The 21,645-nt window shown below is 72.1% G+C and carries 19 protein-coding genes and 1 pseudogene; 12 read left to right on the top strand and 8 right to left on the bottom strand.

Going from position 1 to position 21,645, the window contains the following annotated elements; translation table 11 throughout:
* Positions 1–101: 101 nt before the first annotated feature.
* Positions 102–2,702 (bottom strand): AAA family ATPase, encoded by a 2,601-nt coding sequence (locus AB0I18_RS34620; protein ID WP_363109636.1) that lies wholly within the window; start codon positions 2,700–2,702, stop codon positions 102–104.
* 78 nt (positions 2,703–2,780) lie between these two features.
* Positions 2,781–3,503: a peptidoglycan-binding domain-containing protein gene (locus tag AB0I18_RS34615; RefSeq protein WP_363109635.1), complete on the bottom strand. Its 723-nt coding sequence runs from the start codon at positions 3,501–3,503 to the stop codon at positions 2,781–2,783.
* Between the two features lie 214 nt (positions 3,504–3,717).
* Here AB0I18_RS34615 and AB0I18_RS34610 point away from each other — a divergent pair.
* The 6 genes and pseudogenes from AB0I18_RS34610 to AB0I18_RS34585 all read left to right on the top strand — a co-directional run bounded on the left by AB0I18_RS34610 (position 3,718) and on the right by AB0I18_RS34585 (position 10,278).
* Positions 3,718–4,931: pseudogene (locus AB0I18_RS34610) on the top strand (MFS transporter).
* On the top strand, positions 4,928–5,146 hold the full coding sequence (locus tag AB0I18_RS34605) for a hypothetical protein (protein WP_363109634.1): 219 nt from the start codon (positions 4,928–4,930) through the stop codon (positions 5,144–5,146). Before AB0I18_RS34610 ends, AB0I18_RS34605 begins: the two are co-directional and overlap by 4 nt.
* 83 nt (positions 5,147–5,229) lie before the next feature.
* Positions 5,230–6,801, top strand: coding sequence for an ABC transporter substrate-binding protein (locus AB0I18_RS34600; RefSeq protein ID WP_363109633.1), 1,572 nt, complete (start codon positions 5,230–5,232; stop codon positions 6,799–6,801).
* On the top strand, positions 6,798–7,751 hold the full coding sequence (locus AB0I18_RS34595; protein ID WP_363109632.1) for an ABC transporter permease: 954 nt from the start codon (positions 6,798–6,800) through the stop codon (positions 7,749–7,751). Before AB0I18_RS34600 ends, AB0I18_RS34595 begins: the two co-directional genes overlap by 4 nt.
* Before the next feature lie 65 nt (positions 7,752–7,816).
* A complete protein-coding gene (locus tag AB0I18_RS34590) occupies positions 7,817–8,698 on the top strand; it encodes an ABC transporter permease subunit (protein ID WP_363109653.1) in 882 nt (293 codons plus the stop codon).
* Between the two features lie 5 nt (positions 8,699–8,703).
* Positions 8,704–10,278 (top strand): ATP-binding cassette domain-containing protein, encoded by a 1,575-nt coding sequence (locus AB0I18_RS34585; protein ID WP_363109652.1) that lies wholly within the window; start codon positions 8,704–8,706, stop codon positions 10,276–10,278.
* On the opposite strand, the gene AB0I18_RS34580 is transcribed toward AB0I18_RS34585, so the two are convergent.
* The 3 genes from AB0I18_RS34580 to AB0I18_RS34570 all read right to left on the bottom strand — a co-directional run bounded on the left by AB0I18_RS34580 (position 10,266) and on the right by AB0I18_RS34570 (position 13,484).
* Positions 10,266–11,489: a cytochrome P450 gene (locus AB0I18_RS34580; RefSeq protein ID WP_363109631.1), complete on the bottom strand. Its 1,224-nt coding sequence runs from the start codon at positions 11,487–11,489 to the stop codon at positions 10,266–10,268. The two genes, AB0I18_RS34585 and AB0I18_RS34580, sit on opposite strands and share 13 nt — an antisense overlap.
* A 64-nt stretch (positions 11,490–11,553) precedes the next feature.
* Positions 11,554–12,159, bottom strand: a complete 606-nt coding sequence (locus AB0I18_RS34575; protein ID WP_363109630.1) for a response regulator transcription factor — start codon at positions 12,157–12,159, stop codon at positions 11,554–11,556.
* The gene (locus AB0I18_RS34570) at positions 12,156–13,484 is read right to left on the bottom strand and encodes a histidine kinase (RefSeq protein WP_363109629.1); all 1,329 of its coding nucleotides are present in this window, start codon (positions 13,482–13,484) and stop codon (positions 12,156–12,158) included. The genes AB0I18_RS34575 and AB0I18_RS34570 overlap by 4 nt, the downstream gene beginning before the upstream one ends.
* A 188-nt stretch (positions 13,485–13,672) precedes the next feature.
* Here AB0I18_RS34570 and AB0I18_RS34565 point away from each other — a divergent pair, with 188 nt between their 5' ends.
* A complete protein-coding gene (locus AB0I18_RS34565; RefSeq protein WP_363109628.1) occupies positions 13,673–14,215 on the top strand; it encodes a hypothetical protein in 543 nt (180 codons plus the stop codon).
* Between the two features lie 73 nt (positions 14,216–14,288).
* On the opposite strand, the gene AB0I18_RS34560 is transcribed toward AB0I18_RS34565, so the two are convergent.
* Complete coding sequence (locus AB0I18_RS34560; protein ID WP_363109627.1) at positions 14,289–14,801, bottom strand: hypothetical protein; 513 nt, start codon at positions 14,799–14,801, stop codon at positions 14,289–14,291.
* A gap of 159 nt (positions 14,802–14,960) precedes the next feature.
* Complete coding sequence (locus AB0I18_RS34555) at positions 14,961–17,189, bottom strand: hypothetical protein (RefSeq protein ID WP_363109626.1); 2,229 nt, start codon at positions 17,187–17,189, stop codon at positions 14,961–14,963.
* A gap of 334 nt (positions 17,190–17,523) precedes the next feature.
* On the opposite strand from AB0I18_RS34555, the gene AB0I18_RS34550 reads away from it, so the two are divergent.
* The gene (locus tag AB0I18_RS34550) at positions 17,524–17,685 is read left to right on the top strand and encodes a hypothetical protein (RefSeq protein ID WP_363109625.1); all 162 of its coding nucleotides are present in this window, start codon (positions 17,524–17,526) and stop codon (positions 17,683–17,685) included.
* 199 nt (positions 17,686–17,884) lie between these two features.
* Positions 17,885–18,376, top strand: coding sequence for a GNAT family N-acetyltransferase (locus AB0I18_RS34545; protein ID WP_363109624.1), 492 nt, complete (start codon positions 17,885–17,887; stop codon positions 18,374–18,376).
* Between the two features lie 264 nt (positions 18,377–18,640).
* Here the strand turns inward: AB0I18_RS34545 and AB0I18_RS34540 are convergent, their stop codons facing one another.
* Positions 18,641–19,027 carry a PPOX class F420-dependent oxidoreductase gene (locus tag AB0I18_RS34540; RefSeq protein WP_363109623.1) on the bottom strand — a complete coding sequence of 129 codons (387 nt, stop codon included), beginning with the start codon at positions 19,025–19,027 and terminating at the stop codon, positions 18,641–18,643.
* 163 nt (positions 19,028–19,190) lie between these two features.
* Between AB0I18_RS34540 and AB0I18_RS34535 the strand changes: the two genes are divergently transcribed.
* From AB0I18_RS34535 to AB0I18_RS34525, 3 genes are all read left to right on the top strand, one after another.
* Positions 19,191–19,793, top strand: coding sequence for a hypothetical protein (locus AB0I18_RS34535; protein WP_363109622.1), 603 nt, complete (start codon positions 19,191–19,193; stop codon positions 19,791–19,793).
* Entirely contained in the window at positions 19,780–20,547 is a 768-nt protein-coding gene (locus tag AB0I18_RS34530) for a class F sortase (protein ID WP_363109621.1), read from the top strand. The genes AB0I18_RS34535 and AB0I18_RS34530 overlap by 14 nt, the downstream gene beginning before the upstream one ends.
* A gap of 183 nt (positions 20,548–20,730) precedes the next feature.
* Positions 20,731–21,639: an aldo/keto reductase gene (locus tag AB0I18_RS34525; protein ID WP_363109620.1), complete on the top strand. Its 909-nt coding sequence runs from the start codon at positions 20,731–20,733 to the stop codon at positions 21,637–21,639.
* Positions 21,640–21,645 lie beyond the last annotated feature (6 nt).

The raw sequence follows: 21,645 nt of genomic DNA, 5'->3' as shown, positions 1-21,645 counted from the left end.
TCCGATGGGCAAGTTCTAGTCCGCTCCCCCGGACCCCGGTATCCGTGCCGGCCACTCAGCTCGGCGCCGGCCGCTACCTACGTCTCGGGACATGTCCCGGGCTACGTCTCGCGTCCGGGCAGCATGCCCAGTTCCGTGGCGCGGGCGGTGGCCTGGCGCCGGGTGCGGGCGCCGAGCTTGTCCAGTACGGCGGCGACGTGGTTGTCGACGGTACGGACCGACACCACCAGCCGCTCGGCGATCTCGGGGTTGGTCAGGCCCTGGGCCAGCAGCCGCAGGACCTGCAGCTGGCGCTCGGTGAGGCCGGCGGGGTTGTCCCGCGTCGCGGCGAGGGGACCGCGCGGGATGTGGCGTACCCCGAGCCGCCGCAGCTCGCCGCGGACCAGGCGCGCCAGCGGTTCCGCGCCGAGCGCGTCCAGACCGGCGAGGGCGGCGAGCTTGTCGTCCGGGTCCGGGCTCTCGGCGAGGGCGGCGGCATGTTCGTACGGGCAGCCGACCGCGAGCCAGGCCTGTGCCGCCTCGCGCCACCGGCCGGCCGTCTGGAGGGCGTACGGATGGTCCGAACCGTCCGCCGGTACCGGGTGCCCGGCCTTCCTGAGCCAGTGGCCGAGCTCGGCCCGGTGCGGCAGGGCGGACAGTCTGCACGCATGCTCGAAGACCTCGCCGGCGGCCTCGACGACCGCGGGGTGATCGCCCCTGAGCCAGGCGGCCTCGGCCCGGGCGGCCGCGACCGGGCCGGTGCGCTGCAGTTCACGGGTGCGTACGGCGATCTCCCAGGCCCGGTCGAGCAGTTCGTCGCCACCGCTGCGGCCGCGGCGGACGCGTACCCGGGCCATGACCGTGAGCGCGGGACAGCGGGCCGGTACGAACTCGTGGGAGCCGAGTTCGGCGTGCCGCTCCGCGGCGTCCCAGGCTCCGGCGGCGAAACGGCGCAGCGCCATCGCCACGTGCAGATAGCTGAGGAAGCCCAGGTGTTCCGCCCGGTCCGCGAGCTCCATGCCGGGGGCGAGGAAGCGGTCGGCCTCGGAGTATTCGAGGCGTTCGAGGAGCGTCCAGATGAGGTTGGCGTACGACCGGCAGGCGTGCTCGACCTCGCCGGCCGCCAGCGCGACCTTCAGGCTCTCCTCCAACTGGGCGCGGCCCAGCGGGTCACCGGCACGCCAGCGGGCGCTGCCGACGTTGTTGAGGGCGTGCGCGAGGATCGCCGTGTCGCCCGTCCGCCGGGCCAGGACGATGGCGCGTTCACCGAAGTCGACGGCCTCGGCGGTGCGGTCGGCAAGCATGTGGAGCTGCGAGGTGTTGCTGAGGGCGAGCGCGAGCAACCGGTCGTCGCCCGCCTCCTCCAGTACGGCGATGGCCTCGCGTGCGGCGCGCTGGGCCTCGTCGGCGTCGCCCGCCCACCAGTGGATGCGGGAGAGCCAGCGCAGGTCCGCGCCGAGCGCCCGGGTGTCGCCGAGGAACCGGCGCAGCGCGACCGCGTCCCGCTCTGCCTCGACGGCGGTGGCGGAGTCCGCGATGGTGTAGCTCTCGACGGCGTACCGCTCCAGCAGATCGGCCAGTTCGGGCGCGTCGAAGCGGTCGCGCTGCCGTAGCACGAGCCCCAGGTGGGCGGCGGCCTCGCGGTGTGCGCCGGTGCTGGAGGCGTCCCGGGCGGCGTCGGGGCCGTACCGTGCGATGGCCTCCTGGTCGCCCGCCTGGGCCGCGTGGTGGACGACGCGGGCCGGATCGGAGCCGGGGCTCGCGACGAGTGCGGCGAGCACGTGGCGGTTGAGTTCGATGCGGCGGGCGGCGGGCAGCGAGTCGGCGACGGCCCGGCGGATCAACTCGTGGCGGAAACCGGCCCGTTCGGGTGTCACGGTCAGCAGTCCGCGCTGTTCGGCCGCCGCCAGTTCGGCCACTCCGTCGGTGAGCAGCGCGTCGACGAGGGGGCGTTCGACGGCGGAGGGCACCACGGCGAGCTGCTCCAGGGCGTCCCGGGTCCGGTCGTCCAGGCCGCGCAGTCGGGCCAGTACGGCGTCGACCACCGTCGGGGGCACGCCTCCGGTGCCGCCGGCCGCGAGCACCTCGGCGACGAAGAACGGATTGCCCGACGTCACCTCGTACACCTCGGCCGCGTCCAGCCTGCTCACCGAGCTCAGTCTGCGGACGGCGCCCCGGGAGAGCCGGGACAGCGGGAGGCGGTGCACGCGTTCGGCCCGGGACACCTGGCCGAGGAGGTGGTGCAGGGGGTGCCGGCGGTCCAGTTCGTCGTCCCGGTACGTCAGGACGAGCAGGGCCGGCATGCGTTCCACCCGGTGCACCAGGAAGCGCAGCGCGTCGAGCGAGGCCTCGTCGGCCCAGTGCACGTCCTCGACGACCAGGACCGCCGGGTGCGGGGCGGCGGTCAGTTCCGCCCGCAGGGCGTCGTACACGCGGGGCCGGTCACTGCCCTCCGTGAGCACTCGCGCCAGTTCTCGGCCGACGCTGCCGACGAGGTCGCGGAACGGTCCCAGTGGCCGGCGCGTCGCGAGGTCGTCGCACTCCCCCACGAGGACGCGCGCCGCGGCGGGCAGCACGCCCGGCATGGCCTTCACCAGGCTCGACTTGCCGATTCCCGCCTCGCCGAAGACAAGCGCCACCGCACCGGCTCCATCGGCCGCGTCCCGCGCGGCGGCAGCCAGTCGGCCCAGCTCGTGGTCGCGTTCGAGGATCCCCCCATCCACGGCGCCATGCTGACACACGCACGCCTCTTGAAGCCCTTCGTCGCGCAGGACAGGCATATTCACCGGCGCGCCGGTACGTCAGGACGTGGTGCGGGATTCGAGGTCGGTGCGGGTGTCGTCGCCGTACACGCCCGTCTCGTCGCCCCGGATGCCGTACCAGAGCTGGAAGCGCGCCACCGCGGCGGTCAGCGTGGCGTCGTACACACCGCTGGTCGTGCCGCCCTCGTACACGTCGGGTATGCGCAGCAGCCGGTCCTGCAGATCGCTCACCTCCGAGCCGCTGTCGCCCTCGCGGAGGGTGCCGGCGCCGTCCGGGTCGGTCGACGGCCGAGGTGCGGGCGGGGCCGGCGGTGCGGCCGAGGCGGCCGGGGGCGGCGGCGCCTGCGATTCCTCAGCGGTGTTCCTGTCCCAGGTGAGCAGGAGCGCGGCGCTGAATCCCGCCAGGGCGGCGACCACCGCGGCGACGGCGATCGCCGCCCGGCCGAACACGGACGTACGCCCGTGCGCCGATCGGCGGGCCGACGAGCGGCCGTGTCCGCCGCCCCGACGGTCCTTCGCGTATTCCTCGTCCACGACGACGGGCGGCAGTTCCTCGGTGTCGTCCTCCGCCGCGCGAGGCGGCCCGGCGCCTTCGGCGGTCGGTAGCGCGACGACTTCGTAGCCCGCGTTCGGATCGCGTTCCCTCTCCTGCACCTGCCGCACCAGTTCCGACAGGGCTCCCGGCCGGTGTCGGCGCAGGACTCGGGTCGGTTCGAGCGCCGACCGGCTCGGGGGCGGTTCGGGGTCGGACGGTGTCGGCAAGCTGCTCTCCCTCCGGGCGGTACTGAGAAGTGATACGCGCGCCCCCGCCTGGAAGTTCAACAGAGACCAGGCACGCAGGTGACAATGAAAATGATTATCGATAGTGTCTGCGTCGGTCACACCGTCCGCGCCCCGCCATGGGGTTGATTCTGGCGTGCCCTGACACTCAACCGGGTTGCGCGGAAGGGGAGCTGTGACTCATCTGTTGGTCGAGATACGCGGCTTCTCGCCCGCGATCCGGCTTCTCCTGGTCAACCAGCTCGGCGTCAACACCGGCTTCTACCTCCTCATCCCGTATCTGGCCACGCATCTGGACCAGGACCTCGGCATGTCGGCGGCCGTCGTCGGGATCGTGCTCGGGGCGCGCAACCTCAGCCAGCAGGGGCTCTTCCTCATCGGCGGATCGGCCGCGGACCGGCTCGGGGCACGCGGGGTCATCATCGCCGGCTGTGCGGTGCGTACCGTCGGCTTCGCACTGTTCGCGCTCGGCGACGGGCTCGCCGTGCTGTTGGCCGCGTCCGTGCTGAGCGGGCTCGCCGGGGCGCTGTTCAACCCGGCCGTGCGGGCCTATCTCGCGCAGGAGGCAGGTGAGCGCAAGGCCGAGGCGTTCGCGCTGTTCAACATGTTCGCGACGGCCGGTGCGCTGATCGGGCCGCTGCTCGGCAGCGTGCTGCTGCTCGTCGACTTCCGGGCCGCCGCGCTCACCGCCGCCGGGATCTTCGCCGTGCTCACCGTGGCGCAGGCACTGGTGCTGCCCGCGCGGGCGGTACCGCCGAGCACGGGCGGTGTCCTCGCCGACTGGCGTGAGGTGGTCGGCAACCGCGCGTTCCTGGCCTTCTCGCTGGCCATGGTCGGCATGTTCACCCTGGAGAACCAGCTGTATCTGCTGCTGCCCGACGGCGCCCGCCGGGCCACCGGCTGGGACGGCGCGGCCGGGCTCGTCTTCCTCGTGGGCACCCTCGCCAATCTCACCCTTCAGCTGCGGCTGACCCGGGCCCTGAAGGAGCGCGGCCAGTGGGCCATCGGCGTGGGGCTCGCCCTGATGGGGCTCGCGTTCCTGCCGCCGATGCTGGTCGCCGGAGCCGCGCCGGAGGTGTGGCACGCCGTGCCCGTGCTCGTCGGCGTGCTGCTTCTCTACCTCGGCGTCATGGTGGCCCAGCCGTTCGTGATGGAGCTGATCCCCGGCTTCGGGCGGCCGGAGCTGACCGGCACGTACTTCGGGATCTTCTACATGGTGTCCGGGGTCGCCGCCGCCGTCGGCAACACGGTCGTCGGATGGGCCATGGACACCGGTGACCGGGGGACGCGGCCTGGCTGCCGTGGGCCTGCTGTCTGGTCTTCGGGCTGGCGTCGGCGGGCGGTGTCGCCTGGCTGCGCCGCCTCGGGGCGCTGCCCGAGCGCCCGGTGCCCGTCGGGGCGGCGGCGTGAACGCGAGCGGGGCGAGCGGCGACCTGCGCGCCGACAACCCGGAGCCCTACGAGGCCGGGTCACCGTTCCCGAGCGGCCGGCCCGGCGCCGGGCCCGTGCTCGCGCCGCACGACGGTCCGGAGCCGCGCACCGAACGGCCGTGCCGGTACGGCGTCCTGACCGGCGGGCGGGCCGGCCTCCACCGGCCCCAACCGGTGGACCGCCTCGGCTTCTGACCGGGCCACAGCACTCACACCTCGCCCAGCGGGCCCCGGCACTCATTCCTCACGCAGCTTCCTCACACAGCAAGGACATCGACATGCGCGACTACTCCGGCCTCCGCCGAAGAGGATTTCTCGCCGCCGCCTCGGGCGCGGGCGCTCTCGCCCTCGTCGGCTGCGGCACCTCGGAGGACACCTCCGACGCGGGCGACGGGAACGACGGGAAGCCGCAGCGCGGCGGGCGGCTGCGGGCCGCCTTCGCGGGCGGCGGAGCGAGCGAGACACTCGACCCGCACCTGGGCAACCTGTTCGCCGACGCCGCCCGCGCCAAGGCGCTCTTCGACAAGTTGGCCGACTACGGCGACGACCTCTCGGCACAGCCGCGGCTGGCCTCCGGCTGGGAACCCAACGCGGGGCTCGACCGCTGGACCGTCACCCTGCGGGACGCGGACTTCCACAACGGCAAGCCGGTCACCGCTCAGGACGTCCTCTACAGCTACCGCCGCATCGCCGATCCCAAGAAGGCGTTCCGCGCCAAGGCCTCCCTCGAACCCATCGACCTCGACGCGAGCCGGGCCGTGAACGCACGGACCGTCGAGTTCGTCCTCAAGCGGCCGACCGCCGAATTCCCCAACGTGCTGGCCGCGTTCGGCTCCTACATCGTTCCTGACGGTTCATCGGATTCCGGCTTCGACAAGCAGCCGGTCGGCTCCGGACCGTTCCGTTTCGTGTCGTTCGCACCGGGCCGCTCAGCCGTCTTCCGGCGCAACGACGCCTACTGGGACGGCGCCCCGCACCTCGACGAGCTGGAGTTCGTCGTCGCCAACGAGGAGTCCGCGCGGATCAACGCGCTGCTCGGAGGGCAGGTCGAGTACGCGCACGAGCTCAACCCGACGACCGCACGGGCCCACGAGGGCAAGGGGCAGATCGAGATCGTGCGGCTGCAGGGCAGCGCCATGCAGGCCTTCGCCATGAAGACGGACCGGGCGCCCTTCGACGACAAGCGGGTGCGGGAGGCGTTCTTCCTCATCGCCGACCGCCAGGAGCTGATCGACGGCGCCCTGTCCGGGGCGGGCGTGGTCGGCAACGACCTCTTCGGCAAGGGGTACGAGTACTACGCGGACGGGCTGCCACAGCGCGAGCAGGACCTTGACCGGGCCCGCTCCCTCCTGAAGAAGGCGGGTGCCGAGGATCTGAAGGTCACGCTGGACACCTCGGCGGTCGCGGCCGGGTTCACCGAGGCGGCCAGCATCTTCCGGGACCAGGCCGCCAAGGCCGGTGTCACGGTCGAGGTCAAGATGGGCAGCAAGGACTCGTACTGGGCGGACATCCTCGACTCCGGGACCCTGAGCTGCTACCGCTCGGGCGCCATGCCCATCGAGTCGCACATCTCCCAGCGGCTGCTCACCGACTCCACCACCAACGCCACCAAGTGGCACCACAAGGACTTCGACGCGCTCTACCAGCAGGCGCAGTCCACCAAGGACGAGAAGGAACGCACCGCCCTGTTCGAGCGGATGCAGCGCCGGCTGTATGCCGAGGGCGGCTTCCTGGTGTGGGGCTTCGCCGACTGGATCATCGGAACGGGTCGCACGGTCAAGGGAGTTGAGCACGAGGCGCCCGCGAACACGCTCGACTGGGCGCGGTTCGACAAGGTCTGGCTGGCGTGAGCGGACTCGGTTCCTGGGCCGCCCGGCGGCTGCTGCTCGGCGGTGCGCAGACCGTGGCCGTGGTGCTGCTGGTCTTCGCGCTCACCGAGGCGCTGCCGGGCGACGCGGCGGTGGCCCTCGCCGGGGACCAGCCCGACCCCGCGCGGATCGCCGCCATCCGCGAGGCGATGGACCTGGACCGGCCCGCGTACGAACGGTTCGCCGACTGGGCGGCGGGGCTGCCGTACGCGGACTTCGGGAACTCCCTGGTGTCCGGGCGGCCCGTCACCTCGTACATCTCCGATGCCTTCGGACCCACTCTGCTCCTCGCGGCCGTGACGGTCGCGCTGCTGGTGCCGCTCGGGGTCGGGCTCGGGGTGCTGGCCGCGCGGTACGAGGGGCGGTTCGTGGACCGGTTGGTCAGTTCGGTGACGCTCGGGGTGTACGCGGTGCCGGAGTTCGCGCTCGGCGTGCTGCTGGTGACGGTGTTCGCGCTGCGGCTCGACTGGCTGCCGCCGACGGCGGTCGGCTACGGCACGGATCTGCTCGGGCATCCCACCGCGCTCGTACTGCCGGTGCTCGTCCTGCTGTCCCGGCCGGTGTGCTCGCTGTCCCGGCTGGTGCGCGCCGGGATGATCGACGCCCTCGCCTCGCCGTACGTCGCGCAGGCCCGCCGGTACGGGATCTCCGGCGCCCGGGTCCGGTACTCCCACGCCCTGCCCAACGCGGTGGCGCCCGCCGCACAGCAACTCGCCCGCACAGTCGACTGGTTGCTGTGCGGGGTCATCGTCGTGGAGGCGCTGTTCGTGATTCCCGGTCTGGGGACTGTGCTGATGAACGCCGTCGCCGAGCGTGATGTGCCGGTGGTACAGGGGCTGGCGGTGGTCTTCGGGGTGATCACGGTGGTGCTGAACCTGGGGGCGGATCTCGTCGCTCACCGGTTCGCGCCGCGAGCAGGGGTGGCAGCGTGAAACGGCTGTCAAAGGGACGGCCGCCGGGACTGCCTTCGGGGCGCTTCGCGCTCGGGGCCGCCCTCATGTGCGTACCGCTGGTTCTCGCCCTGTGCGGGCCGCTGTTCGTGGGGGAACCGGGGCCGCGGGCCGCCTCCTTCACGCTCGGTGACGGGCACTGGCTCGGTACGGACTTCGTCGGGCGTGACGTGTGGCGGCTGGTGCTGCTCGGCGGGCGGCCCGTGGTGGTCGTCGCGCTCGCGGCGACGGCTCTGGCGTACCTGGTGGCGCTGCCGCTCGGGCTAATCAGTGCGCTGACCCATCGGACCTGGCTGGAGGAGCTGTTGATGCGGCCGCTGGACGTGCTGCTGGCCGTGCCGTCGCTGCTGATGATCCTGCTGGTGGCCTCGGTGTTCTCGCCCGGTGCGGTGGGTCTCGCGCTGCTGGTGGCGCTCGTCAACATCCCGGACGCGGCGCGCATCGTCCGCGCCGCCGCGGCGGAGACGGCCTCGCGCCCGGCTGTGGAGGCGCTGCGCATGCAGGGCGAGTCGTGGTGGCGTATCGCCGTCGGCCATGTCGGCCGGTCGATCCTGCGGCCGCTCGCCGCCGACGCGGGGATACGCCTGACCGGTGTCCTCTACCTGGTGGCCACGGCCGCCTTCCTGGGCATCGGGGTGGCGCCGGACGCGGCCGACTGGGCGGTGATGGTGGACCGCAACCGCACGGGGCTGTTCGTACAGCCCTGGGCCGTGGTGGTCCCGGCGCTGCTGATCGTGGCGCTGACCATGGGTTGCAATCTGCTCTTCGACGCCGCGCTCAGAACTGATCGGGGCGCGGGGCAGGGTGTGGTTCGGAGCGTCGGCCGCGGCGTTGGCGGCCTGGGCGCCGGTCGAGGTGTCGGCTCGGGTGTTGATCAAGATGTTGATCGATCCGTTGATCGCGATGTTGTGAAGGAGCCGCGCCTGTGAGCGCGTTGACCGCGGTCGCGGAGATCAAGGAGCTGACCGTCGAGATCGGCGGCCGGTGCATCGTCGAAGGGGTCAGCCTGCGGGTTCTGCCCGGCAGGGTGACCGCGCTGGTGGGGGCCTCCGGGAGCGGGAAGACGACGACGGGGCGTGCACTGCTGGGCGAGTTCCCGGCGGGAGCACGCGTGACCGGTGCCGTACGCGTGGACGACGCCCTGGTCGGCTATGTCCCGCAGCATCCGGCGGCGGTGCTCAATCCCGCGCGGCGGGTCGGTGCGCTGCTGTACGACATCGCGCGGGGGCAGGTACGCGAGCTGCCTCGCCGGGAGCGCCGGGGCGCGGCAGGGGAACGTGTTCTGCACGCCTTGGCCATGGCCCAAATACCGGACGGGGCCGAGCTGTTGAGGCGTTTTCCGCATCAGCTCTCGGGTGGCCAGCAGCAACGGGTCGTGCTCGCACAGGCGCTGCTGCTCGGCGCACGGGTAGTGGTCGCGGACGAACCCACCACGGGGCAGGACGCGCTGACGAAGCGACGCGTCGTCGACGAACTGACGGCGGTCGCCGCGCGGGGCATCGGCATCGTCCTGCTCAGCCACGACCTGGAGACGGTGCGTGCGCTCGCCGACGAGGTGCTGGTCATGCGGGACGGCCGGGTCGTGGAGTCCGGGCCCACGGAGCGGGTGTGGCTCGCGCCGGCGCATCCGTGGACACGTGAACTCCTCGCGGAGCGGCCTACGTTGCCGACGGACGCTTCGGGCGCTTCGGGCGCCGGTAACGCACCGGGCACCGGTCGCACGGATGCCGTGCTTCAGGTCCGCGGCCTCCACGCCCGGCACCGTGACGGCGTCTCGGCGCTGCGCGCTCCGCGACTCACCCTGCGCACCGGTGAATGCCTCGCCGTTCTCGGCCGCTCGGGCAGCGGGAAGACGACTCTCGCCCGCTGCCTGGCCGGGCTGCATCGCCGGTACGACGGAGACGTACTGCTCGACGGGGCCCCGCTGCCGCGCAGTCTGCGTGACCGCAGCCGGGATCAACTCGCGGCCGTGCAGTATGTGTTCCAGGATGCGCGGGCGTCCTTCGACGAGTATCGGCCGGTTCTCGATCAGGTGGCCCGGACGGCCGTGCGACTGCGGGCGGCGAGCCCACGCGAGGCACGAGCCGAGGCTTCTGAGGTGCTCAACAGCCTTGGGTTGTCAGGTGAGTTGGTCGACCGCTCCGCCGGCCGCCTCTCGGGCGGGGAACTCCAGCGGGCCGCGCTCGCCCGCGCTCTGCTCGCCCGGCCGCGTGTGCTGGTGTGCGACGAGATCACGTCCGGGCTCGACACCGTCACCCGGCGCGGCATCCTCGACCTGCTCGCCGGGCTCCTCCACGACCGCGACGACCTGTCCCTCGTACTGATCACGCACGACCTGGACACGGCTCGACTGGCCTCCGGTATCGCGGTGTTGGACGCGGGCGAGCTGGTCGAGCAGGGGCGGGCGGCGGAGGTCCTGACCGCGCCTTCGCATCCGTTCACGGTCTCCCTGGTGGAGGCGTCGGGGCGGCTGGGGGCGCGGCCCCGGACGCTCCGTCAGCCGGGCTGAGCACTTGGGACGCCGGGGCTGTCCCACAGGGCATGCAGGGTGGGCGGCTTGCGGAAGACCAGACCGTGCGGCGTGGTGGGGTGGTCCGGGTCGAGGCGCAGGGCGGGGAGGCGTTCGAGCAGGCGTTGGAGGGCGATACGCGTCTCCAGGCGGGCGAGGTGCGCGGCGAGGCAGTAGTGCGGGCCGTGGGCGAAGGCCAGTTGGAGGCGGGCGTTCTCGCGGCGGACGTCGAACCGGTCGGGGTCGGGGAAGACCGCCGGGTCACGGTTGGCGCCGGTCAGGGAGACGGTGACCAGGTCGCCCCGGCGGATCGTGGCCGGGCCGAGGACGGTGTCACAGGTGGCGTAGCGGTCCACGACCGCCGCACCGGGTTCCAGGCGCAGCGACTCCTCGACGGCTCCGTCCAGCAGGTCGGCGTCGGCCCGGACCAGGGCGAGTTGGTCGGGGCGTTCCAGCAGGTGCAGCAGCGCGTTGGTGATCATCGCCTCGGTGGTCTCGATGCCGCCGAACATCAGCACCGCGGCGTTGGACGCCACCTCGGGCACCGTCAGGGGCCCGGCGGCGGAGAGCAGGAGAGAGGCGCCGTCCGGGTCGGCGACGGTGGCTTCCACGGCGGCCCGTAGCTGCGCGTACGCCGCCGCGCCGGCGGGTCCCGCCTCCTGTCCGGCGGTGATGTCCGAGACCGTCCGCACGATGGCGTCGTACCAGGAGAGCACCGTGTCCGCGGTGGTGCCGGCCAGTCCGAGTGCCTCGGTCACGACGGCGACCGCGAGCGGGCCGGCGAAGGCACGGCGCAGTTCGCCGGCGCCCGCCGGTTCCAGTGCGCCGATGAGCCGGTCGGTCTCCCGCTCGATGAACGAGGCGAAGCCCTCCCGTACCTGCCGGGGGCGGAAGGGCGCGGTGAAGGGGTCGCGGTGACGGGTGTGCTCGTCGCCGTCCAGGGACAGCATGCTCGGCCCGACGACCTGTGCGGTGGAGAACCGGGGGTCGTCGACCGTGAAGGTCACCGCGTCGCGCATCACGCTCAGCGCGAGGTCGCGGCGGGTCACCAGCCAGCCACCCAGCTCGGGCAGCCAGGACACGGGCTCGTGCGCCCGCAGCAGCGCCAGTCGCGCATGCGGGTCCCGGGCCAGTTCGGCGAGCGTGGTCGCGGCACCGAGTGGGAAGGGCGGGCCGGGAGGGGAGGACGGGAAGGAGTCGACGGCGCTCATCGCGAACCTTGGCCGGACCTGGGGGAATCGATCACAGTCAAGGCTAGCAATCGCTCCGGACGGTTCAGATCCAGCCCTGCTGCCAGGCGTGGTGGGCGGCGGCGTGGCGGGTGGGGGCGCCCAGCTTGGACATGGCGGCGGAGAGGTAGTTGCGGACCGTGCCCTGGGCCAGATGGACCTCGGCGGCGATCTCGGCGACCGAGGCCCCGGTACGGGCGGCGCGCAGGACCTGCAGTTCGCGGTCGGTGAGGGGGCAGTCGTCCTCGGTCAGTGCGGAGGCGGCGATGTCGGGGTCGACATAGCGGCGGCCTGCGGCGATGTCGCGGATGATCTCCGCCAGTCTGGCCGCGGAGGTGGTCTTGGGGACGAAGCCGCGGACACCGGCGGCCAGGGCGCGGCGCAGCACGGCGGGACGGGCGTGCCGGGTCACGATGACGATCTGGGTGGGCAGTTGCTCGGCCCGGATCTCCTCTGCGGCGCGCAGACCGTCGGTGGGCGGCATCTCCAGGTCGAGGACGGCGATGTCGGGGCGGTGCTCGCGGGCCAGCCGTACCGCCTCGGTGGAGGTGGACGCCTCGGCGACCACGGTGAGGTCCTGCTCCAGCCCGAGCAGGGCGGCCAGGGCGCTGCGGAGGAGGTCCTCATCGTCGGCGATCAGCAGCCGGATCACCGGGTCTCTCCGTTCACGGGGCTCGTGGGTGACGGGCTCGTGGGTGACGGGCTCATCGGTGGCGGGCTCGTCGGTGGCGGGCTCGTCGGTGGCGAGATTGTCGGTGGCGAGATTGTCGACATCGAGTTCGTCGGCAGTGCGGCCGCGACCGTGAAGTGCTCGCCGTCGCGGGCCCAGGTCAGCTCGCCGCCGGCCGCCCGCAGCCGTTCGCCGAGGGTGCTCAGTCCGGTGCCGGTGGTGGCTGCCGGATGCTCGTCGGCGCCGTCGTTGCTCACCCGCAGGCGGGCCAGGCCACCGGTGACGCGGTAGTCGACCTCGGCGTGCCGCGCCCGGCTGTGCCGGAGCACGTTGGTGGTGGCCTCCCGCATCACCAGGCCCAGCAGATGGCGGGTGGAGTCAGGCAGCGCGGAGTCGACCAGGGCGGTGTCGGCCGTCGCGGGTTCGAGGGTCATCGTGGCGTCGATGTCGGCGGCGGCCAGCACCCGGGTCGCGTTGGCGATCTCGTCGTCCAGAGTCGTGCGCCGGTAGCCCTGCACCACGGCACGGGTGTCGCTCAGGGCGTCGGCGGCCAGTCGCCGCACCTCTTTCATCTCCGCGGCGGCGCGCTCGGGGTCCACCTCGACGAGCCGGCCCGCCAACTCGCTTTTCAGCGCGATCACTTGCAGGTGGTGGCCCTGGATGTCGTGCAGGTCGGCGGCGAACCGCAGCCGCTCGTCCTTGACCGCCAGTTCCGCCTCGAGTCGCCGTGCCTCGTTCAGCCGCCGCGCGGTGTCCCAGGCCCACAGGGGACCGAGCGTCACCCAGGCGGTGAAGGCGACGAGCCCGGCCGGGAACAGTGCGGCGTACGGCAGTTCCCCGTCCCCGGCTACCAGGCTGACGAGACCACCGGGCAGCGGCGCGAGGATCACGGCACCGGCGATCAGCGGTCGCCTGCGGCGCGGCGGGAGGTACGTCGCGACGATCGCCACCACGATGGCGGGCGCGACCGCCCACAACCCGTAGTCACGCAGGGCCAGCGGGAGCCCTGCCAGCACGGCTCCGGCCGCGCTCGCGGTGATCAGCCAGCCCACGGGCGGGCTCGCCGGGCTCGTGCCGGCCCCCGGCAGCAGTGCCAGCCGCCGGCTGAGCAGCACCACGCTCGCCACCACCTCGACCACGAGGGCGGCGGCGGCCGGGGCGCGGGCCCACACCGCGACGTCACCGTCGAGGATCCAGTCGCCGACGAAGAGCACCAGGAGACCGGCGGTCGTGCCCGGCAGGGCCCACCACGTGTAGCGCCGGAAGCTCGCCAGCCCCGTCCCACGATCGTTCGACCCGTCCCCCATCCGGCCATTGTCCACGAAGCGGCCCGGCAGAGCTGAGTGCTGTGGCCGTCCCGGCATGACAGATGTCATGTGCGGACGTGACAACACCACGCGCCCGCATACGGGTTCGGCACTACTCGCGGGTCTCGCCCCGGCGCAGGCTGAAGGCGTCGGAAATACCCCACCCCGGTACTGGAAGAGAGACCGTCATGCATACACAACCCATTCACGGCGCGGCACTGGATCCCGCCGGGCAGGCGCAGCGCTGGTGGCACGGCAAGTGGCACGCCGGATGGCAAGGCAAGTGGCACGGCGGGTGGCACAGCGGATGGCGCGGCAAGCAGCACAGCGGGGGACACGGCAAGTGGCACGGCAGGTCGCCTTTCGTCCGCCACTACCTGGAGATGGTGGCCGCGATGGTCGTCGGGATGCTGGTCCTCGGCGCGGCGACGCAGGCCCTCCTGGCCCTCGCCGGAGTCGAGCTCTCCGAAAGCCGGGATCCCGAACTGACCGCCCTGAAAATGGCGTTCGACATGTCCGTCGGAATGGCCGTCTGGATGCGGTATCGCGGTCACGGCTGGGTGAGCACGGTCGAGATGTGCGGCGCGATGTTCGTGCCCCTGCTGGCGCTGTTCCCGCTGCTCTGGCTCGGCGTCGTCTCCGCCGACTCGATGATCACCCTGGAGCACCTAGTGATGCTCCCGCTGATGTTCCTCGTCATGCTCCGCCGACGCGGCGAGTACGGCGGCTGACGGCCCGGCTCACGTACGCCTCGCTGCTTCACATGCGCCCCCGTCCCTCTCGCACGGCCTCACGAAGTGGACCTCAGCGGAAGTCCACCTCCAGCGGAGCGGCCGTGATCGTCGTACGGGGCACCCGGGCGACCAGCGCGAGCAGTTCGTCCCGCTCGGTGCTGGTCGGCAGTCCGAAGCCGCCCAGCCACTCCTCGGGCCGGGCGGCTTCCGTGGCGAGCGTGAGGGTGTAGCGGACGCGGCCGGGGCGCTCCGGGACGTAGTGGGCGAACGTCATGAGCGGCAGGCAGCCCGGTCCGGTGGTCGGGTCGAAGGACTCGCCCGGGGCGAGTCGGCGCAGGTCGCCGGGCCTGAGCGGTCCGACAAGGGGGTCCTCGGCCGGTCCGGGGCGCGCGACGACGCTGTCGTCGTCGGCGCGGATGACGGCGGGCCGGTAGTGCGGGTAACGCAGTCCGCTCTCGGAGCCGTCGAGCACACCCGCGATCCAGAGGTCGCGGCCACCCGTGTTGCGGATCTCCGCCCGGACGGCAGCCGGGCGGCCGAGGGGCTGGGGGCCGCTCGGCCCGTACAGGACGAGGTCGAGCATGGGACAGCTCCTTCCCGCGCCTTCCTGCTTCCCGGCACCTGGCACCTGGCACCTGGCACCTGGTCACGATGCTGGCACACCGGTCCGCCGCCCGCCCGGACACGACGAGGGCGCTCACGGGCGGAGGGGTCGCCCGTGAGTGCCCTCCTTCAGGCGTGGTCAGCTGCCGAACTCGGCGGTGAGCCGCGCCTTGGTGGTGTCGACCTGGTCGCGTACGGCGTCCACGACGTACGGCTTGAACGCCGGTGTGTCGAAGTGCCGTACCAGCCGGTCGAGCGTGGAGTTGGCCTCTTCGAGGTCGCCTTGACGGGCGTACGCGCGGGCCAGGCGGCGGGTGGCCAGGTTGAGCGTCAGGTTGTCGACGCCTTTGCCCTGTTCGGAGACCTTGACGACCTGGGTGAGCTGCTCGATCCCGGACTTGGGGTCCGGGGGACGCACGGTCAGCTCGCTCTTGTCGGGGCTCAGGGACTTGAACTCGTGCTCGAAGTTGAGTCCCTTGGCGAGCCGCGCGTACACGGCGAAGGGATGCGTGCCGTGCCGGTCGATGATCTCCTGGAGCGCGTCGTTGCCTGCCCGCAGCGACGGCGAGTCGGAACCGCGCAGGGCGAGGATCTTGCCCTGCTCCTCGCCCATCATCAGCTCGGCGAGCTGTGTGTCGGTCTGGCTGACGGGGTGCCTGACGTTGAGCCGCAGCACCGGCGAGACGATCCGGGAACCGTCCGAGGCCAGATAGGCCGCGCGCAGCTGGTAGGTGCCCGGCTGCTCGAAGTAGTGCCCGTCACGGCCGTAGCCGATGTAGGCGCTGCTGTAGATCGCGGGCCGGTGGGTGTCCAGGCGGATCGTCTGGTCCTGGTCGACGCAGCGGCGCAGCAGCGGCCGGTAGAGGACGGTGCGGCCGGAGGGCTGCCGGATGGCGATGTTGACCAGTTCGTCGTCCGGGTGGAGGTGGCTGTGCGTGGAGCGGCCGCGCAGGTCGGTCGTCTCCAACTTCAGTTCCACGACGACGGGTTCGCCGAACGTGAAGCCCTGCTTGTCCGCGCGCAGACCGAGGCGGAGCCCGGACTCGTCGGTGAGCGGTTCGTCGAAGAGTTCGGGTTCGATGTCGGCGGCGCCGGTACCGAAGGCGTTGGCTCCCATGATGACGTTCCGGTAGAAGCCGTGCCGCAGATGGATCTGCTCGTTGTCGGTGAACTGGAAGGGGAAGGCACCCCAGTAGGCGGCCGCCCCGCCGTTGCCGTTCAACGGCTGGTAGTTCTGGGCGTAGTTCATCCAGGACAGGTCGGCGAAGCCGTTGTTCCCGCCGAGCGGGGCCGGGGGCTGGGCCAGGTTCTTCTGCCAGGAGTGCAGCAGGTTGAAGGAGTGGCCCAGTTCGTGGACGTACGTGCGCAGCATGGCGCGCTGCGACTCGGGGTCGGCGCCCTGGACCAGGTCGTAGAAGACCGCGCAGCCCTGCCGTTGGAAGGCGTCGGCGGCGTCGAACATGATGCCGCGTACGCCCGCCGTGCCTTCGTAGCGGCTGGCCACAAGGAGCCACAGCTTCCACTGCGGGGCGTTGCGCCACAGACTGAAGTTGGTCTCCATCGCGGCGTGCAGTTCGGTGTTGGTCCAGCCGTTCTGGCTGTTCGCGATCACGTTCGCGGTGCCCGACACCAGCAGTTCGATGCCGGCCTCGGCGTAGGCCCGGGGCACGGTGAGGACACGGGCCGGGCTGTTGGCCGGCTGCGGCAGCGAACCGGTGTCGTACGAGAGGAAGGGCACGGCCCCGGTCACGGAGTCCTGTTCCCACTCGATGGTGCGGAAGTAGGGCGAGATGTGCGGGCAGACGTAGGTGGCACCGAGGTGGCCCGGCGGGCGGAGGAACTCCACGGTCGCGGCGCCGGGCCGCTGGTTCGCCCTGCTCCGCGGGACGGTGACCCGCACGATCGTGTGCGTGGTCTGCCAGGTGTAGGCGGCGACTCCCTTGATGACGACCTTGGCCGCCGTCCAGGAGACGGTGGGCGCGTGCACGATGAACGAGCCGAAGTACGCCTTCGTGGCGCCGCCGGTGCTGAAGAAGTCACCGCTGACCTTCCGCAGGACCTTCGGTCCGCCGGGCACGCTGTCGACGTCCACGCGCAGGTCCAGTTCGTAGCCGCCGCTGCTGCCGCGGTAGCGGCCGCGGGTGGGGCGGTAGGCGGGGAGCGCGGCACCCGGCTGCGGGCTCGCGGCCGCCTCCGCGGTCAACTCCCCTGCCGTCGGCCGCTGTTCGTCCCCGTTCGTTTCGGTGGTGCGCTGACCCGTGTTCGCGTCCTGGCCGCTCTCCCACTCCTCGGGTGGGGAAGCATCGGCCAGGGGCGCCGCCGAGAAGTCGGCCGTCCCCGTTGTCGGGTCTCCACTGGCTGTTGACATGGCGACAAGTCCTCCGTTCGCCTCAATGCGCCGTTCAGTGGGTGGCGTCCCGTCGACACCACCCGGGTCCCGGCCGGCCGGGAGGACTGGTGCGAGCACGTTGGCACCGCGTCCACGCCGCGTCAACGATCCTTTCCGTTGTCCCGCAGAAATACGACGGGCGGCCGGACGCCTGGTTCGACAGGTGAGTACGGGGCAGCACGGATCCCGGCCCCCTGGCGGGGCGCCTCGGCCTGTACGGCTTCGGTGGCAGCGCTCACCTGTGCGCCCAGGTGGCCCTGTCCCAGGGGGCGACCGTCCACGTACTGACCCGCGATCCGGCCGCCCGGCGGTGGTGCCCGTCGCCCTGCGGGCCCTGGACCGCGGCGGCATCCTCTCGATCGCGGGCATCCACCTCAGCGACGTACCGCCGCTCACCTATGAGCGCGAACTCTTCTACGAGAAGGAGGTACGCGGTGTCACCTCCAACACCCAAGAGGACGGCCGGAGTTCCTGACCCTCGCGGCCCGGCACGGCGTTCGCGCCACCACTCACACATATTCGCTGTCGCAGGCTCCGCGGGCCCTGCAGGATCTCAAGGCGGGCCGCTTCGACGGAGCGGCCGTGCTGGTCAACGACAACGAGCCGCGAGGCTGACGCGCCACGAGGCCGACTCCCAGGAAATCGCACCCACCCAGGACGGATGGACCCACCCAATGGACCTTCTCCCCTTCAGCGCCGCCCACTCGGGCACCGTGGCCGGCTGGCCCGTCTCCGCCGCCGAGGTCGCGATGTGGTGTGGGCTTCGGGAGTTCCCCGTGGCCGAGCACACGGTCGCGGCGTGGCAGCGGGACGAGGACGTGACGGCCCGCATCCTCGTCGAAGGCGAACGGCTCGTGGGATACGGGGAGTTGTGGTTCGACGCCGAGGAGGACGAGGTCGAGCTGGCACGGATCATCGTGGCGCCCGAGGCCCGCGGGCGGGGGCTCGGGCGCGTGCTCGTCGAGGGGCTGGTCGCCGAGGCCCGGCGGGCGGGGCACTCCGATGTGTTCATGCGGGTGCACCCGGACAACGAAAGGGCCCTCCGGTGTTATCGCGGAGCCGGCTTCGTTCCGGTCGAGGCCGACCTGGCGAAGGCGTGGAACGTCGGCCAGCCCGTCGACTACGTCTGGCTGCGGCAGGGTCCTACCGGGGGTGAAGGCGCGTGAGGTCTCGAAGTGGCTGAGGCCGGGGCCGGGAGACGGACCGAGGTGCCATCGGCCTGCACACGGAGGCCAAGAGCCCGCGGACGTCACTCGTGCGACGACACGCTCGGGTCGCGGGCATCGGCCTGGCCGTTCGCGGTCGGGCCGTGCGGTTTGCGGTCGGCCCGTGACTCGCGACTGTGCTGTGGCTTGCAGCCGTGCCGCGGCCTTCCGTCGCGCCGCGGCTTGCGACTGCACCGCGGCTTGCAGTCGTGCCGACGCTCGGACCTACGACGCCGGCGACACCCGGATACCGACCGTCTCGCTCTTCCCGCGCCGCAGTCGGCTGCCGAGCATGGTGAGCCGGCCGATGACCCCGTATTTGCGTGCGATGAGCTTCCGGTACCGCTCGGTGGCGTCCTGGTCGCAGATCTCGGCGGTGGCGGGAATCTGCTCACCCGTGGGGTTGCCGCGTGCGTCGCACGGCCCCACCAGCACGTCGCCGCGGTTGCGGATCCGCTTCACCTTCCAGGAGTCCTCGGCGCTCCAGACACCGAGCGTCTCCCCGTCGCGGACCACCCACACCGGGGTCGCGACTCCTGTGCCGTTCTTCCGATAGCTGGTGACCAGCAGGTACTTGGCGGCACCGAGCCGCTCGAACGCAGTCTTGTCCACGTGGGGAGTCTAGGCGGCACTCGATCACCGCCACGGCCTTGGTCCGTACGGGCGATATCCGACGGCTCCTCAGTGTTGTGCCGCGTCTTCGCGCCCGGGATGTGAAAGAGAGTCAGGTGCAGGTCCGATTTGTGCGACAATCATTCCACTCGGAGGAACCCGCATGTCTGCCTCGCCCCTCCCCCGCTCCGCCCGAGTCCGCACGGGCGCCGCCGCCCTCACGGCACTCACCCTCGCCGGAACCGCTCTCCTCGGAGCACCGGCCGCCTTCGCCGCCCCCGGCGACAACGGCGACGTCAAGATCCACGCGGAGACGACGCCCGACACCGACCAGAGCAACAACCCGAAGGTGTGCAAGTTCTACCTCGCCGCCTTCAACTTCGACCCGAATCAGGCGATCTCCTGGGTCATCGACCCGCAGCCCGCGAACTCGGGAACCGCCACACTCAACGGGACCCTCACCCTCCCGACCGGCACGGGCCGCACACCCGTCAAGCCCGCCACGCTGAGCCTGCCCAACGGCCAGTACAAGCTCACCTGGAAGATCGAGGGTGGCATGGGCGCGGGCAAGCACAAGGTCTTCAAGGTCGACTGCCCGATCACGCCCCCGGGCGGCCCCAACGGCGGCGTGCCCGCGGGCGGCGGCGGTCTCGCCCAGACCCCGAGCGTGTCGGCGGTCGGCGCCGCGGCGGCGGTGGGCCTGGTCGGTGTCTCGGGCTTCGTCTACTTCCGGATGCTGCGCCGCCGGCCCGATGGCGCCGCGTAGGCGCACGCCCAGGCCCTGGTACCGGACGCGCGCCTACCGCCTGACGAGGACGGTCGTGATCGCCTCCTCGCTGGTGGTGGGCGGCTTCTGGTGGGCCGAGGACGACGACCGGCCCACAGGCCCGGTGGCCGCCCCGGCGGCGGAGCCCGGGGACGCCGAGGCGTCCCCGGGGCCTCCGGCTTCCTCGCCCGCCTCGGCATCCTCGACACCGGCGCCCCGGCCGAGTCCCACCCGCCCCCGGCCTCCCGTCCCTCGCCCCGCGCCGCCACCCCCGTCGCTCCCGCGGTCCAGGGCAACGGTCCTGAGCATCCCGTACCTCGGTCTGGAAGCCCCGGTCACCGGCCTGCGCCTGGACCGGAAGCGGCAGCTCACCACGCCGCCGGTCGACAACCCCAAACTGGTCGGCTGGTACGAGGGCGGGCCCTCGCCCGGCGAGGCGGGCACCGCCGTGGTGGTCGGCCACCTGGACACCGCCACCGGCCCCGCCGTCTTCGCCGGACTGGACCAACTCGGGCCCGGCCGCCGCGTCGAGGCCCGGCGCGCCGACGGACGCACCGCCGTCTACACCGTGGACGCCGTCCGCACGTACGAGAAGGCGCGCTTCCCGAGTCAGGAGGTCTACGGGCCCAGAGAGCGCCCGGAGTTGCGGCTGATCACGTGCGCCGGGACGTTCGACAAGAAAACCGGTTACCAGAGCAATGTCGTCGTCTTCGCGCATCTGACGCAGACGCGCGGGCCCGCGAGCCACGCCTGAGCGCTCCGCTGGAAGAACGGTGACGAACGCGCGCCGGTGGGGGCTGGTCGCGCAGTTCCCCGCGCCCCTTACGGGGCGCGCGGTACCGCACGGGACTCGACCAAGCCCGCGGGTTCCAGGGCCGAGAGATCACTTTTCGCCGTACGCACCCGCTGTCCGGGCAACCCGTGCCAGACTCCGACGATGACGTCAGAGGCGATCAACGCGGCGGCAGCGGGGACCTGGCGGCTCGGGGACCTCACGGTCAACCGTCTCGGATTCGGCACGATGCGGCTGACCGGAAGCGGCCCGTTCAACCTCGGCACGCCGAGCGACCGCGCACGGTCGATCGGCGTGCTGCGGCGCGCGCTGGACCTGGGCGTCAACCACATCGACACCGCGGCCTTCTACTTCTCGTCGCTGCGTTCCGCCAACGAGCTGGTCAACTCGGCGCTCGCCCCGTATCCCGACGACCTGGTCATCGTCACCAAGGTCGGGCCGGGGCGCGGCCCGTCGGGCGAGTGGCTGCCCTGGGCGAGGCCGGATCAGTTGCGCGGCCAGGTGGAGGAGAACCTGCGCCAGCTCGGCCGGGACCACCTCGACGTGGTCAACCTGAGGACGCACGGACGCCATTCGATCGCCGAGCACTTCGGCGCGCTGGCCGAACTGCGCGAGGCCGGGCTCATCCGCCACCTCGGCGTGTCCGACGTCGGGCCCGAGCAGCTCGCCGAAGCTCAGGCCATCGCGCCGGTGGTCTGCGTCCAGAACCGGTACGGCCTCGGTATGAAGGCCGCCGACGGTGACGGCGGCGATGACGGCGGCGGCGATGACGTGCTGCGGATCTGCGGTGAACAGGGCATCGCCTTCGTGCCGTTCTTCGCGATCGCCGGCGAAGGCGGTGCGAGGGGCGCGGGCGACACCGACGACGCCGAGGTCCTCGCCGTCGCACGCGCCCACGGTGCGACTCCGGCACAGATCCGGTTGGCCTGGACGCTGCACTGCGGCCCGCATGTCCTGGCCATCCCCGGGACCGGCGATCCGGACCACCTCGTGGAGAACGTCGCCGCGGGTGCCATCCGTCTGTCGGACGACGAACTCGCCCGGCTCGTCTGACACTTG

Source organism: Streptomyces sp. NPDC050704 (assembly GCF_040654355.1).
In the GTDB taxonomy this organism is placed as follows: domain Bacteria; phylum Actinomycetota; class Actinomycetes; order Streptomycetales; family Streptomycetaceae; genus Streptomyces.
This window is presented reverse-complemented; position numbering and strand designations above follow the sequence as displayed.

Coding starts and splice junctions, on each gene's coding strand:
- AB0I18_RS34590 (WP_363109653.1), top strand. CDS start 7,817: ATGTGCGTACCGCTGGTTCTCGCCCTGTGCGGGCCGCTGTTCGTGGGG.
- AB0I18_RS34545 (WP_363109624.1), top strand. CDS start 17,885: ATGGACCTTCTCCCCTTCAGCGCCGCCCACTCGGGCACCGTGGCCGGC.
- AB0I18_RS34560 (WP_363109627.1), bottom strand. CDS start 14,801: ATGCTCGACCTCGTCCTGTACGGGCCGAGCGGCCCCCAGCCCCTCGGC.
- AB0I18_RS34580 (WP_363109631.1), bottom strand. CDS start 11,489: ATGAGCGCCGTCGACTCCTTCCCGTCCTCCCCTCCCGGCCCGCCCTTC.
- AB0I18_RS34525 (WP_363109620.1), top strand. CDS start 20,731: ATGACGTCAGAGGCGATCAACGCGGCGGCAGCGGGGACCTGGCGGCTC.
- AB0I18_RS34555 (WP_363109626.1), bottom strand. CDS start 17,189: ATGTCAACAGCCAGTGGAGACCCGACAACGGGGACGGCCGACTTCTCG.
- AB0I18_RS34565 (WP_363109628.1), top strand. CDS start 13,673: ATGCATACACAACCCATTCACGGCGCGGCACTGGATCCCGCCGGGCAG.
- AB0I18_RS34530 (WP_363109621.1), top strand. CDS start 19,780: ATGGCGCCGCGTAGGCGCACGCCCAGGCCCTGGTACCGGACGCGCGCC.
- AB0I18_RS34570 (WP_363109629.1), bottom strand. CDS start 13,484: ATGGGGGACGGGTCGAACGATCGTGGGACGGGGCTGGCGAGCTTCCGG.
- AB0I18_RS34600 (WP_363109633.1), top strand. CDS start 5,230: ATGCGCGACTACTCCGGCCTCCGCCGAAGAGGATTTCTCGCCGCCGCC.
- AB0I18_RS34535 (WP_363109622.1), top strand. CDS start 19,191: ATGTCTGCCTCGCCCCTCCCCCGCTCCGCCCGAGTCCGCACGGGCGCC.